Source organism: Kitasatospora sp. NPDC090091 (assembly GCF_044747365.1).
Lineage (GTDB): Bacteria > Actinomycetota > Actinomycetes > Streptomycetales > Streptomycetaceae > Kitasatospora.
This window is the reverse complement of sequence record NZ_JBIVDY010000014.1, coordinates 141,128-153,219: the sequence shown is the minus strand read 5'-3', so window position 1 is coordinate 153,219 and position 12,092 is coordinate 141,128. Positions and strand designations below refer to the sequence as shown.

General features: G+C 73.1%; 10 protein-coding genes. 2 read left to right on the top strand and 8 right to left on the bottom strand.

Going from position 1 to position 12,092, the window contains the following annotated elements; all coding sequences use genetic code 11:
- Positions 1-74 precede the first annotated feature (74 nt).
- Complete coding sequence (locus ACIPSC_RS24640; protein WP_400828226.1) at positions 75-2,570, top strand: CDP-glycerol glycerophosphotransferase family protein; 2,496 nt, start codon at positions 75-77, stop codon at positions 2,568-2,570.
- Between the two features lie 54 nt (positions 2,571-2,624).
- Here the strand turns inward: ACIPSC_RS24640 and ACIPSC_RS24635 are convergent, their stop codons facing one another.
- From ACIPSC_RS24635 to ACIPSC_RS24610, 6 genes are all read right to left on the bottom strand, one after another.
- The gene (locus ACIPSC_RS24635) at positions 2,625-3,209 is read right to left on the bottom strand and encodes a 2'-5' RNA ligase family protein (RefSeq protein WP_400828225.1); all 585 of its coding nucleotides are present in this window, start codon (positions 3,207-3,209) and stop codon (positions 2,625-2,627) included.
- Positions 3,206-4,201: a tryptophan--tRNA ligase gene (gene trpS, locus ACIPSC_RS24630; protein WP_400828309.1), complete on the bottom strand. Its 996-nt coding sequence runs from the start codon at positions 4,199-4,201 to the stop codon at positions 3,206-3,208. Before trpS ends, ACIPSC_RS24635 begins: the two co-directional genes overlap by 4 nt.
- A 75-nt stretch (positions 4,202-4,276) precedes the next feature.
- Entirely contained in the window at positions 4,277-5,599 is a 1,323-nt protein-coding gene (locus ACIPSC_RS24625) for a hemolysin family protein (protein ID WP_400828224.1), read from the bottom strand.
- A gap of 84 nt (positions 5,600-5,683) precedes the next feature.
- Positions 5,684-6,676, bottom strand: coding sequence for a malate dehydrogenase (locus ACIPSC_RS24620; RefSeq protein ID WP_400828223.1), 993 nt, complete (start codon positions 6,674-6,676; stop codon positions 5,684-5,686).
- A gap of 213 nt (positions 6,677-6,889) precedes the next feature.
- Positions 6,890-7,306 (bottom strand): DUF3017 domain-containing protein, encoded by a 417-nt coding sequence (locus ACIPSC_RS24615; RefSeq protein ID WP_313764132.1) that lies wholly within the window; start codon positions 7,304-7,306, stop codon positions 6,890-6,892.
- Between the two features lie 26 nt (positions 7,307-7,332).
- Positions 7,333-8,187 (bottom strand): bifunctional methylenetetrahydrofolate dehydrogenase/methenyltetrahydrofolate cyclohydrolase, encoded by an 855-nt coding sequence (locus ACIPSC_RS24610; protein WP_400828222.1) that lies wholly within the window; start codon positions 8,185-8,187, stop codon positions 7,333-7,335.
- A 522-nt stretch (positions 8,188-8,709) separates the two neighbouring features.
- Between ACIPSC_RS24610 and ACIPSC_RS24605 the strand changes: the two genes are divergently transcribed.
- On the top strand, positions 8,710-9,453 hold the full coding sequence (locus ACIPSC_RS24605) for an RDD family protein (protein ID WP_400828221.1): 744 nt from the start codon (positions 8,710-8,712) through the stop codon (positions 9,451-9,453).
- A gap of 67 nt (positions 9,454-9,520) precedes the next feature.
- Here ACIPSC_RS24605 and purH read toward each other — a convergent pair whose 3' ends face one another.
- Together purH and purN are read right to left on the bottom strand one after the other, a co-directional pair.
- On the bottom strand, positions 9,521-11,098 hold the full coding sequence (purH, locus tag ACIPSC_RS24600) for a bifunctional phosphoribosylaminoimidazolecarboxamide formyltransferase/IMP cyclohydrolase (RefSeq protein ID WP_400828220.1): 1,578 nt from the start codon (positions 11,096-11,098) through the stop codon (positions 9,521-9,523).
- Positions 11,095-11,754 (bottom strand): phosphoribosylglycinamide formyltransferase, encoded by a 660-nt coding sequence (gene purN, locus ACIPSC_RS24595; RefSeq protein ID WP_400828219.1) that lies wholly within the window; start codon positions 11,752-11,754, stop codon positions 11,095-11,097. The genes purH and purN overlap by 4 nt, the downstream gene beginning before the upstream one ends.
- Positions 11,755-12,092: the final 338 nt, after the last annotated feature.

Sequence of the window (12,092 nt, the reverse complement as noted above, 5' to 3'; positions counted from 1 at the left end):
TTCGCACTTCCCCCCACCGTGCGCAGGTCTCCGGCCCGCCGCCATGGACCGGATCCCGCTCCGAAGGACCTCCCATGCCTGTCCTCACCCGGCTCGTACTGCCGCATGCCGATCCCCGGTCCGCGGACGGCCTGCCACCCGCCGACGAGGAGGCCGTCTTCGGCCTACTGCGTGCCCGCTGGAGCGCCCGCGGGCTGGAGCTCACCGGCTTCGCCCGCCCCGAGGACGCGGACACCGCCCGCCCCGGCTCCGCCTGGACCTGGCTGACCCTGCACCGCAGCGAGGACGAGCCCCCGGTCCACCTCCGCACCAGGCCGCGCCGTCTGCCCGAGGTCACCGACGACAGCGCCCAGCCCGACCACAACCACGACTGGTCCGGATTCACCGCCCTGATCGAGCCGCGCCGGCTCCGGCGCGGCGAGGAGTGGCTGCTCGGCGAGTGGCAGGTCGAGGCCACCCTCTTCACCCGCCCCCGCCCCACCCGGCTGCGCCGCCAGTACGGCCTGCTCGCCCCGCACTGGTGCGGCTCCGGCGAGTACCCGCCCGCCCGCTGGGTCGACCGGGACGTCCGGCTCCAGCCCCGGTTCGAGGACGGCCGGCTCTGCCTGCTGCTCGAACGCCCCGGCGTCCGGCTCACCCACGCCGTCCCCGACGCGGACGGCCTCGACCTGCGCGGCACCGCCGACCACTGCCCGTCCGGCTCCGTGCTGCGGCTGCGCCACCGCGAGAGCGACGCCGTCGTCGAGCGCCCGGTCGCCCGCACCGGCAACAGCTTCGCCGTCCACCTGCCGTACCGGCCGTTCACCGCGGACGGCCGCGGCACCCGCGAGCTGGAGCACTGGGACGCCGAGCTGCTGCGGCCGGACGGCTCCACCGAGCAGCTCACCCTGGACGAGCGCGGCGGCCCGGTGGCCGGCCAGCACCGGCTGCCCGGCGCGCCCGACCGGGCGCTCTACCTCAAGCACCTGTCCGACGGCCGGCTCCAGTTCTGCGTCCAGCCGCCGGCCGGCTACGTCGAGCGGGCCGAGCCGCGGGCCGGCGGATTCGAGCTCACCGGTCACTGCCCCGGCACCGGACCGTTCGAGCTGGTCCTGCGGCACAGCGGCACCGCCGGCGAGGTCCGCCACCCGGTCGAGCTCGGCGCCGACGGACGCTTCCGGATCCACCTGCCCGCCACCCGCACCGGCTCCGACGGCGCCGCCCTGCCGCTGCGCAAGGGCGTCTGGGAGGCCGCCCTCCACCCGGCCGGCCGGCCCGGTCCGCGGCGCCCGCTGATCGCCGCGCCCGCCCTCGTCCCCGCGCTGCCCACCGCCACCCAGGCCGGCGGCAAGCGGATCCTGCTCCAGCGCCGCTGGCACGACACCCTGCTGCTGGACTCCACGCCCGTCCTCACCGCCACCGAGCGCAGCGCCTGGACCCAGACCCGCCAGCGCACCGCCGGCTACCCGGCCGCCCGCCGCGAGCCGCTGCGCGACGCGGTGCTGTACGACGTCTTCGGCGGCCGCGGCTACTCCGACTCCCCACGCGCGGTGCACGCCGAACTCGCCCGCCGCGGTGCCCCGCTGGAGCACCTGTGGGTGGTCGACGACGCCCAGGCCGAACTGCCCGCCGGGGTGCGCCCGGTGCGGATCTGGAGCCCCGAGTGGTACCGGGCGCTGGCCACCAGCCGGTACCTGGTCGGCAACACGCACTTCCCGGACTTCCTGCGCCGCCGCCCCGGCCAGGTGGTCGTCCAGACCTGGCACGGCTCGCTGCTCAAGCGGATCGCCCACGACGTCGACAACCCCTGGCTGGCCGACCACGGCTACCTGGAGGCACTCGACCGGGAGACCCCGCAGTGGAGCCTGCTGCTCTCCCCCAGCGCGTTCGCCACCCCGATCCTGCGCCGGGCGTTCCGCTTCGACGGCGAGATCCTGGAGTCCGGCTACCCGCGCGGCGACGTACTGGCCCGGCCGGACGCCGGCCGCATCGCGGCGGTCCGACGCCGGCTCGGCATCCCGGACGGCAAGCGGGTGGTGCTGTACGCGCCGACCTGGCGCGAGGACCAGCAGCACGGCGACGGCGACGGGTTCCGGCTGGACCTGAAGATCGACCTCGACCGGGCCCGGCACACCCTCGGCCGCGACCACGTGCTGCTGATCCGCCCGCACGTGCACGTCCGCGAGCCGTTGCCCGGCGCCGGGGACGGCTTCCTCTGGGACTGCGGCGACTACCCGGACGTCCAGGAGCTGCTGCTGATCGCGGACGTGCTGGTCACCGACTACTCGTCGATCATGTTCGACTTCGCGATCACCGGTCGCCCGCTGCTCTTCTTCACCTACGACCTGGAGCACTACCGCGACACCCTGCGCGGCTTCTACTTCGACTTCGAGGCGCAGGCACCGGGGCCGCTCGTCCCCACCTCCGCCGAGCTCCTGCACGAACTGCGCGAGCTCGCCGACCGCGGCGCCGCGGTGCCCGCCGGCTACGAGGAGCGCCACCGCCGGTTCCGGGCCGAGCACTGCGGGCTGGACGACGGCGGCGCCGCAGGCCGGGTGGTCGACCGGATGCTCCGGCTCGGGCGGGCCTGACCGCCCGGGCCCCGGGGCCGCCGGGACGGCACGGCCACCGTGACCGCCGGGCGCTCAGGAGAAGTCGTACGCCCGCCAGGGCCGCCAGACCTCGTCCTCGTCGAAGCGGGAGAGGCTGAAGCCGGGCACCGGGAAGGCCGCCCGGAAGCCGCGGGCCTGCTCGAACGCCCGGTCCAGCACGTCGTCCGGCAGGCCGTGCGCCACCGTGACGTGCGGGTGGTACGGGAAGGCCAGCTCCCGCGCCAGCGGGCCGGAGCGGATGTCCGCCTCCAGCAGCCGGCACTCCTGCGCGCCCTCCTCCACCCGGACGAAGACCACCGGGGAGACCGGCCGGAAGGTGCCGCTGCCCTGCAGCAGCATCCGGAACGGCCGGTGCGCGCGCGCCACCGTCGCGAGGTGCTCCTCGATCTTCGGCAGGTCCGCGGCCGCCACCTCGGTGGGCGGCAGCAGGGTGACGTGCGTGGGTATCGAGCGGGCCAGCGGGTCGCCGTGCCCGGCCCGGGCGTCCTGGACCGCCGAGCCGTACGGCTCCGGGACGCTCACGGACACGCCGATGGTGAGCACCTCCCCGCCGAAGGGCTCGGCGGGGAGGGACTCGTCGGCGGGGTGCCCGGAGGCGGACGGCGAGTTGCCGGTCACCGCTTGGCGGCCGGGAGGAAGCCGATCCGGTCGTACACCGTCTCCAGGGTCTGCGACGCCACCGCGCGGGCCTTGTCGGCGCCGATCGCCAGCACCCGGTCCAGCTCGGCCGGGTCGTCCAGGAAGGTGCGGGTGCGCTCCTGGAAGGGCGTCACCCACTCGGTGAACAGCTCGGCCAGCTCGGTCTTCAGGGCGCCGTACATCTTGCCCTCGAAGTGGGCGACCAGCTGCTCCACCGTCTGGCCGCTGAGCGCCGAGTGGATCCGCAGCAGGTTGGAGACGCCCGGCTTCTCCTCCTCGTCGTAGGAGACGACGGTGCCGGTGTCGGTGACGGCGCTCTTGAACTTCTTGGCGCTGGCCTTCGGCTCGTCCAGCAGGTTGACCAGGCCCTTGGGCGAGGAGGCCGACTTGCTCATCTTGACGGCCGGGTCCTGGAGGTCCTGGATCTTCGCCGTCTCCTTGAGGATGTACGGCTTCGGCACGGTGAAGGTCGGGCTGTAGCGGGTGTTGAAGCGCTCCGCGACGTCGCGGGTGATCTCCACGTGCTGGCGCTGGTCCTCACCGACCGGGACGGCGTCGGCCTGGTAGAGCAGGATGTCGGCGATCTGGAGGATCGGGTAGGTGAACAGGCCGACCGTGGTGCTGTCCGCACCCTGCTTGGCGGACTTGTCCTTGAACTGCGTCATCCGGGCGGCCTCGCCGAAGCCGGTGAGGCAGTTCATCACCCAGCCGAGCTGCGCGTGCTCGGGGACGTGCGACTGGACGAACAGGGTGCAGTGCTCCGGGTCCAGACCGGCGCCGAGCAGCTGGGCGGCGGAGACCCGGGTGTTCTCGCGCAGCAGCTTCGGGTCCTGCGGCACGGTGATCGCGTGCAGGTCGACCACCATGTAGAAGGCGTCGTTGGCCTCCTGCAGGTCGACCCACTGGCGCACCGCGCCCAGGTAGTTGCCCAGGTGGAACGAGCCGGAGGTGGGCTGGATCCCGGAGAGCACCCGGGGACGGTCCTTGACCGGACCAGTGACCGCTGCGTTGACCATGGGGGCCATTGTTCCAGTTCCACCGACCGCTCAGGAAACGTCCGCCCCTGGAGGTTCCGACAGTGTGACCGCACTCACCCTCACCCGGGCGATCCGCCGGCCCTCCAGCTTCGCCACCGTCAGCCGGACCTCCTCGTCACCGATCGGGATCCTGACCTGGTCACCGTCGGCCGGCAGCCGGCCCAGCGCGGCCACCAGACAGCCGGCCACCGTCTCGTACGGGCCCTCCGGAAGGGTGACGCCGGTCTCCTCGGTGAAGTCGCCGAGGTTCAGCAGGCCGTCCAGCTCCATGCCGCCGCCGGCCAGCCGGCGGGTGGTGGTCGGCTCCTGCGAGTCGTACTCGTCCCGGATCTCGCCGATCACCTCCTCCACCAGGTCCTCCAGGGTGACGATGCCGGCGGTGCCGCCGTACTCGTCGACCACGATCGCCAGGTGGTGGCCCTCGCGGCGCATCTCGCCCATCGCCTCCAGCACCCGCTTGGTGCCGGGCAGCAGCTTGACCGGGCGGGCCAGGTCACGGACCTTCACCGCCTGCTCGCCGCGGGCGCCGTAGAGGTCGCGGACGTGCACGAAGCCGGTGACCGCGTCGTAGCTGCCCTCGACCACCGGGTAGCGCGAGTGCGGGGCGGAGCCGGCCTGCTCGCGGACCTCGCCGAGCGGCTGCTCTGCGTCCAGGAAGGTCACCTCGGTCCGCGGCACCATCACCTCGCGCAGCTGGCGCTCGCCGGCCGAGAACACGTCCGCGATCAGGGCGCGCTGGTCGCTGCCGAGTTCGGTGTTGGCGGCGACGAGGCCGCGCAGCTCCTCGGAGCTCATCGAGCCGCGGCCGGCCGCCGGGTCGCCGCCGAGCAGACGGACCATCAGGTTGGTGGAGTGGCCGAGCAGCCAGATCGCCGGGCGCAGCACCACCGACATCACGTCCACCACCGGGGCGGACAGCACCGCGATGGAGTCGGCGCGCTGGAGGCCGATCCGCTTCGGGGTGAGCTCGCCGAGCACCAGCGAGACGTAGCTGATCACCAGGGTCAGCCCGACCAGGGCGACCGCGTCGGCGACGCCCTCGCTGAGCCCCGCCTCGACGAACAGCGGGGCCACCTTGCCGGCCAGGGTGTCCGCGCCGAAGGCGGCGGAGAGGAAGCCCATGCAGGTCACGCCGACCTGGACGGCGGCCAGGAAGCGGTTCGGGTCGGCGGCCAGGTGCGCGGCGCGGGCCGCCCGGCGGGTGCCGCGCGCCTCCAGCGACCGGATCTGGCCCTCCCGCAGCGAGATCAGCGAGATCTCCGCGACGTTGAACAGGCCGCCCAGCATGATGAAGACGAGGACGAGCGCCGCGTCTTCGATGGTTTCGCTCACGGGGGGCAGTGTAGGGGCACCCCAGAGCGACGGCCCGCCGCCTCGTGGTGAGGCGGCGGGCCGGGTCGCTCAGCGGAGCTGCGCTCAGATCAGGCCGAGGCCCTGGACCGCGTCGCGCTCCTCGACCAGCTCGTTGACCGAGGCGTCGATGCGGCCGCGGGAGAACTCGGAGATCTCCAGACCCTGGACGATCTCGAACTTGCCGTCCTTGGCGGTGACCGGGAAGGAGGAGATCAGGCCCTCCGGCACGCCGTAGGAGCCGTCGGAGACGACACCCGCGGAGGTCCAGTCGCCCTCGGCGGTGCCGTTGACCCAGGTGAAGACGTGGTCGATGGCGGCGTTGGCGGCCGAGGCGGCCGAGGAGGCGCCGCGGGCGTCGATGATGGCCGCACCGCGCTTGGCGACGGTCGGGATGAAGTCACCCTCCAGCCAGGCCTGGTCGGCACCGACGGCCTCGAAGGCCGGCTTGCCGGCGATCTCGGCCTGGAAGATGTCCGGGTACTGGGTGGCGGAGTGGTTGCCCCAGATGGTGACGCGCTTGATGTCGCCGACCGTGGCGCCGGTCTTCAGGGCCAGCTGGCCGAGCGCGCGGTTGTGGTCCAGGCGGGTCATCGCGGTGAAGCGCTCGGCCGGGACGTCCGGGGCGTTGCGCTGGGCGATCAGGGCGTTGGTGTTGGCCGGGTTGCCGACGACCAGGACCTTGATGTCGTCCGCGGCGTGGCCGTTGATGGCCTTGCCCTGCGGGCCGAAGATGCCGCCGTTGGCCTGCAGCAGGTCGCCGCGCTCCATGCCGGCGGTGCGCGGGCGGGCGCCGACCAGCAGCGCGACGTTGGCGCCGTCGAAGGCCTCGTTGGCGCTGTCGGTGATCTTGATGTCGCGCAGCAGCGGGAAGGCGCAGTCGACGAGCTCCATGGCGGTGCCCTCGGCGGCCTTGAGGCCCTGCGGGATCTCCAGGAGGCGCAGGTTCACCGGCACGTCGGCGCCGAGCAGGTGGCCCGAGGCGATGCGGAAGAGCAGCGCGTAGCCGATCTGGCCGGCCGCTCCGGTGATGGTGACGTTGACGGGGGTGCGGGTCATTTCTACCTTCTCCAGCAAATCGCCAGGTGCCCCAGGCACACCGGCGCACTGGAGCCGAGGACGGTCTCTCGACGTCGAGAGACCGGCGTCAGGTTATCGCAAAGGGAAGCCTACGCCGCGTGTGCGGGCGTGGCTGATACGTCACAGAAGCAGCGGCCCCCGCCCGGGGATTCCGGGCGGGCGCCGCTGTCGGTGACTGCTCCGGGGCCGGCGTCAGCGCCGCGGGCGGCCGATCAGCTGGCCGATGTTGTCGAGCAGCGAGATCTCCAGCCACGGGTTGGGCTGGGCCACCAGCGTCAGCAGCACGATCGAGACGCCCATGACGCTCAGCACGATCACGTCGGTGAACCGGCTGCGCACCGCGAGCATGCCGACCTCGGGCAGGACCAGCCGCAGCACCGCGCCGAGCAGCACGCCGCCGCCGAGGATCAGCAGGCCGTACTTGAAGCCGTCCTGGAAGTCGGCGAACCAGGTGACGGCGAGCCCGGCGCCGACCACCAGCAGGACCAGCGTTATCGGCCACTGCCGCACCGGGAGCGAGTGCTCGCGCCCCAGCGCCGCGGCCGAGCCCTCGGGGGGCAGCGTGCCGGTGGTCTTGACCGGCCTGCGCCGCGACCGTGCCTCACTCATGGCTGGACGTCCCAATCCCTCTGGTGTCAGACGCCGGCGCGGCGCTCGGCCGCCACGACGATGTTGTTGAGCAGCATCGCGCGGGTCATCGGGCCCACGCCGCCGGGGTTCGGGGAGATCCAGCCGGCCACCTCGGCCACGCCCGGGTGGACGTCGCCGACGATCTTGCCCTCGCTGCGGCTGACGCCGACGTCCAGCACGGCCGCGCCGGGCTTGACGTCCTCCGGCTTGACCAGGTGCGGCACGCCCGCGGCGGCCACGACGATGTCCGCCTTGCGCAGGTGGTAGCCGAGGTCCTTGGTGCCGGTGTGGCAGAGGGTGACGGTGGCGTTCTCGCTGCGGCGGGTGAGCAGCAGGCCGATCGAACGGCCGACGGTGACGCCGCGGCCGATCACGACCACCTCGGCGCCGTTGATCTCGACGTCGTGGCGGCGCAGCAGCTCGACGATGCCCAGCGGGGTGCAGGGCAGCGGGCCCTCGATGCCGAGCGCGAGGCGGCCGAGCGAGGTCGGGTGCAGGCCGTCGGCGTCCTTGTCCGGGTCCATCAGCTCCAGGACCGGGTTCTGGTCGAGGCCCGTGGGCAGCGGGAGCTGGACGATGTAGCCGGTGCAGGCCGGGTCGGCGTTCAGCTCGCGGACGACGTTCTCGACGTCCTCCTGGGTCGCGGTGGCGGGCAGTTCGCGCTGGATCGAGGCGATGCCGACCTCCGCGCAGTCCCGGTGCTTGCCGTTGACGTACCAGCGGCTGCCCGGGTCGTCGCCGACCAGGACGGTGCCGAGGCCGGGCGTGACACCCTTCGCCTTGAGGGCCGCCACGCGGGCGGCGAGTTCGGACTTGATCGCGGCCGCGGTGGCCTTGCCATCGAGAATCTGGGCAGTCATGACCCCATTCTCCCGGATCGCCGCAAGCTTCCGCGCCAGCCCCGGCGGCACCCCCGCGGAGGTCCGGTCCGCGGCCGCCCGGCGGGCCCGGAGGGTGCGGCCCACGTTGCGGTTGCGCCACAGTCCGGTCCGGTGCGCGAACGCGGCTGGACAGCGCCGGGTGGTCGGGTTGACGATGAGCGGGCATTCCCTGCCGCATCCGGCCCGGTGACGGGCCGACGGACACACCGGCGGGGCGTACCCGGGGGAAGAACAGAGTGAGCCGACCACACCAGACCGTGCCGCCCGACCGCCACGGCGGCGTGCCGCCGTGCCCGCAGCCCTGGTTGCTCCCGTCCGCACCACGGCCCTCGTTCCCGCGCTTCCCACGGCTCTGAGCCGGACGGCGGGCGCCGCTTCCTGCGCGCCCCCTTCGTCGCCGCGCTCCGCCACCCTCCCGAGCGACCGCAGGCCCGACCGGCGGTCCGTTCCGGGTCCCGTGCTGTCCCGCCACCAGTCCCCACATCCTGCCCGGAGGCATCGATGAGTTACCCGCCCGACCCGAACAACCCGTACGGCCAGCAGCCGCCGCAGGGCTACGGCTACCCGCAGCAGGCTCCGCCGGCTGCCGGCTACGGCTACCCGCAGCAGCCGCCGCAGGCCCCGGCCTACGGCGTCCCGCAGCAGCAGGCGTACGGGTACACGCCGATGCCGGGCACCCTCCAGGCGAACAACGGCTACATCAACCTCCACCACCTGGGTGCGGTGAAGCTCGCCACCATGGGCCAGCGGTTCCTGGCCCGCCTGATCGACGGTCTCGCGATCGGCGCGATCATCGCGCTGGTGATGGCGCTCGGCCTGGCCAGCGCGCTCGGCATCGCCAAGGACCAGAAGGACTGCAGCGGCCTGTACTCGTACAGCGGCTCCAACTCCGCGTACTACGACTGCCTGAACAGCAACAACGAGGCCGCCGCCGGCTTCTTCGTCACCATGATGATCATGGTCGGCGTGCTCTCGCTGTTCAACCTGCTCTACGAGTGGCTGATGGTCTCGTTCGCGGGCGCCACCCTCGGCAAGATGGCCATGGGCCTGCGCGTGGTCAAGGAGAGCACCGGCCAGGTCCCCGGCCTCGGCGGCGGCTTCATCCGCTTCATCATCCCGATCGTCGGCGCCTTCCTCTGCTACATCGGTGCCGCGCTGGTCTACCTGTCGCCGTTCTTCGACAACTCCGGCAAGCTGCAGGGCTGGCACGACCGTGCCGCCGGCACGCTGGTGATCAAGAAGTAGCGGTTCCCGCACACACGACGGAGCGGCCCGGTCCCCGCGGAGGGGGCCGGGCCGCTCTGTCGTACCGTCAGTGGAAGAAGTGGCGGGTGCCGGTGAAGTACATCGTCACGCCGGCCGCGGCGGCCGCCGCGACGACCTCCTCGTCACGGATCGAACCGCCGGGCTGGACCACGGCCTTGACGCCGCCGTCGATCAGGATCTGCAGGCCGTCCGCGAACGGGAAGAACGCGTCGGACGCCGCGTACGAGCCCTTGGCCCGCTCACCGGCCCGCTCGACCGCGAGCTTCGCCGAGTCGACCCGGTTGACCTGGCCCATGCCGACGCCCACCGAGGCGCCGCCCTTGGCCAGCAGGATCGCGTTGGACTTGACGGCCCGGCAGGCCCGCCAGGCGAAGGCCAGCTCGGCCAGCTCGGCCCCGGACAGCGCCTCACCGGTGGCCAGCGTCCAGGTCGCCGGGTCGTCGCCCTCGGCGTGCACCCGGTCGGTCTCCTGCAGCAGCACGCCGCCGGAGATCGGGCGCAGCTCCTGGCGGTTGGCCGGCGCCTCGGGGGCGAGCAGCACCCGCAGGTTCTTCTTCCGGGCCAGCACCTCGACGGCGCCGTCCTCGTAGCCCGGGGCCACGACGACCTCGGTGAAGATCGGGGCGATCTGCTCGGCCAGCTCGACGCTGACCGGGCGGTTGACCGCGATCACGCCGCCGTACGCGGAGACCGGGTCGCACTCGTGCGCCTTGCGGTGCGCCTCGGCGACGTCGGCGCCGGTCGCGATGCCGCACGGGTTGGCGTGCTTGATGATCGCGACGGCCGGCTCGGCGTGGTCGTACGCGGCGCGGCGGGCGGCGTCGGTGTCGACGTAGTTGTTGTACGACATCTCCTTGCCGTGCAGCTGCTCGGCGCCCGCCAGGCCGCCGGTGCCGTCGACGTAGAGAGCGGCGCCCTGGTGCGGGTTCTCGCCGTAGCGCAGCACGTTCTGGCGCTCGTAGGTGCCGCCCAGGAACTCCGGGAACCGCTCGTCGCTCGGCGCGTAGCCGGCCTCGAACCAGGAGGCGACCGCGACGTCGTACGCGGCGGTGTGGGCGAACGCGGCACCGGCCAGGCGCTTGCGGGTGGCCAGGTCGAAGCCGCCCTCCTGGGCCGCCTTCAGCACGTCGCCGTAGCGGGCCGGGTCGACCACGACGGCGACCGACGGGTGGTTCTTGGCGGCGGCGCGGACCATGCTCGGGCCGCCGATGTCGATCTGCTCGACACACTCGTCCGGGGTGGCCCCGGAGGCGACGGTGGCCTTGAACGGGTAGAGGTTCACCACGACCAGGTCGAAGGGCTCGACGCCCAGCTCGGCCAGCTGCGCGCGGTGCGACTCCAGGCGCAGGTCGGCGAGCACGCCGGCGTGCACGCGGGGGTGCAGCGTCTTCACGCGCCCGTCCAGGCACTCCGGGAAGCCGGTCAGCTCGGAGACCTCGGTCACCGGCACGCCGGCGGCGGCGATCCGGCCGGCGGTGGAGCCGGTGGAGACGATCGCGACCCCGGCGGCGTGCAGGCCCTGGGCCAGCTCCTCCAGACCGGTCTTGTCGTACACGCTGATCAGCGCGCGACGGATCGGACGGATGTTCTCGGAGACAGGGGGGGTGGTGGAGCTGGCACTCATGCCGGGATCCATACCTTTCGGTCCTCGATGCGGTGACCCTCGCGGGCCAGCCGGCCCACGACGTCGACGAGCAGCTTGCGCTCGACAGTCTTGATGCGCTCGTGCAGCGCTTCGCCGCCATCGGCGTGGTCGGCGTCGACGATCTCGACGACGCCCTGCGCGATGATCGGCCCGGTGTCCACGCCGGAGTCGACCAGGTGGACGGTGCAGCCGGTGACCTTCACCCCGTGGGCGAGCGCGTCGGTGACGCCGTGGGCACCGGGGAAGGAGGGCAGCAGTGCGGGGTGGGTGTTGACGATCCGTCCGGCGAAGGCGGCGACGAACGCCGGGCCGAGGATCTTCATGAAGCCGGCGGTGACCACCAGGTCCGGCTCGTACGCGGCGACGGAGGCGGTCAGGGCGCGGTCCCAGTCGGCGCGGTCGGCGTGGTCCTTCACCCGGTGCACGAAGACCGGGAGGCCGGCGCGCTCGGCGCGGTCCAGGCCGGCGATGCCGTCGCGGTCCGCTCCGACGGCGAGGATCTGCGCACCGAAGGCCGGGTCGGCGGCGGCCTCGATCAGCGCCTGCAGATTGGTGCCGGAGCCGGAGACCAGCACCACCAGACGGGCCGGTCCGGGCGTGCGGGGCGGGAAGAGCTGAGCGGGGGCGGCGGCCACTGCGCGATTCTCCGTAGGTCGGGCGCCGCCCGCTGGTACGTCCACCGGCGGTGGGGCCACTACGAACGGCAGGTCGAGCGAGGGGGAACACCAGGAGAACCCGCCGCGACGCGGGCCCCGGGGAACCTCTGTGAGCTGCTGACCGTCACCACGATAACGGCTGGTCGGACGGCCTCTGAAACGGCCTGCGGGCGCTACGCGCGTAGTTGAGACGGGGATCTCCTCCCGCCCGCCGGGCCCGTCCGCGCCGGGCGCCCCGGCGGGTGTCCCGGGCCCGGCGGCAGGCCGCAGGGCTGCCCCGGGACGGGTGCGGGATCATAGGGTGGCGCGGGCGTCCG

Coding starts and splice junctions, on each gene's coding strand:
- ACIPSC_RS24640 (WP_400828226.1), top strand. CDS start 75: ATGCCTGTCCTCACCCGGCTCGTACTGCCGCATGCCGATCCCCGGTCC.
- ACIPSC_RS24620 (WP_400828223.1), bottom strand. CDS start 6,676: ATGACCCGCACCCCCGTCAACGTCACCATCACCGGAGCGGCCGGCCAG.
- ACIPSC_RS24615 (WP_313764132.1), bottom strand. CDS start 7,306: ATGAGTGAGGCACGGTCGCGGCGCAGGCCGGTCAAGACCACCGGCACG.
- ACIPSC_RS24610 (WP_400828222.1), bottom strand. CDS start 8,187: ATGACTGCCCAGATTCTCGATGGCAAGGCCACCGCGGCCGCGATCAAG.
- ACIPSC_RS24605 (WP_400828221.1), top strand. CDS start 8,710: ATGAGTTACCCGCCCGACCCGAACAACCCGTACGGCCAGCAGCCGCCG.
- purH (WP_400828220.1), bottom strand. CDS start 11,098: ATGAGTGCCAGCTCCACCACCCCCCCTGTCTCCGAGAACATCCGTCCG.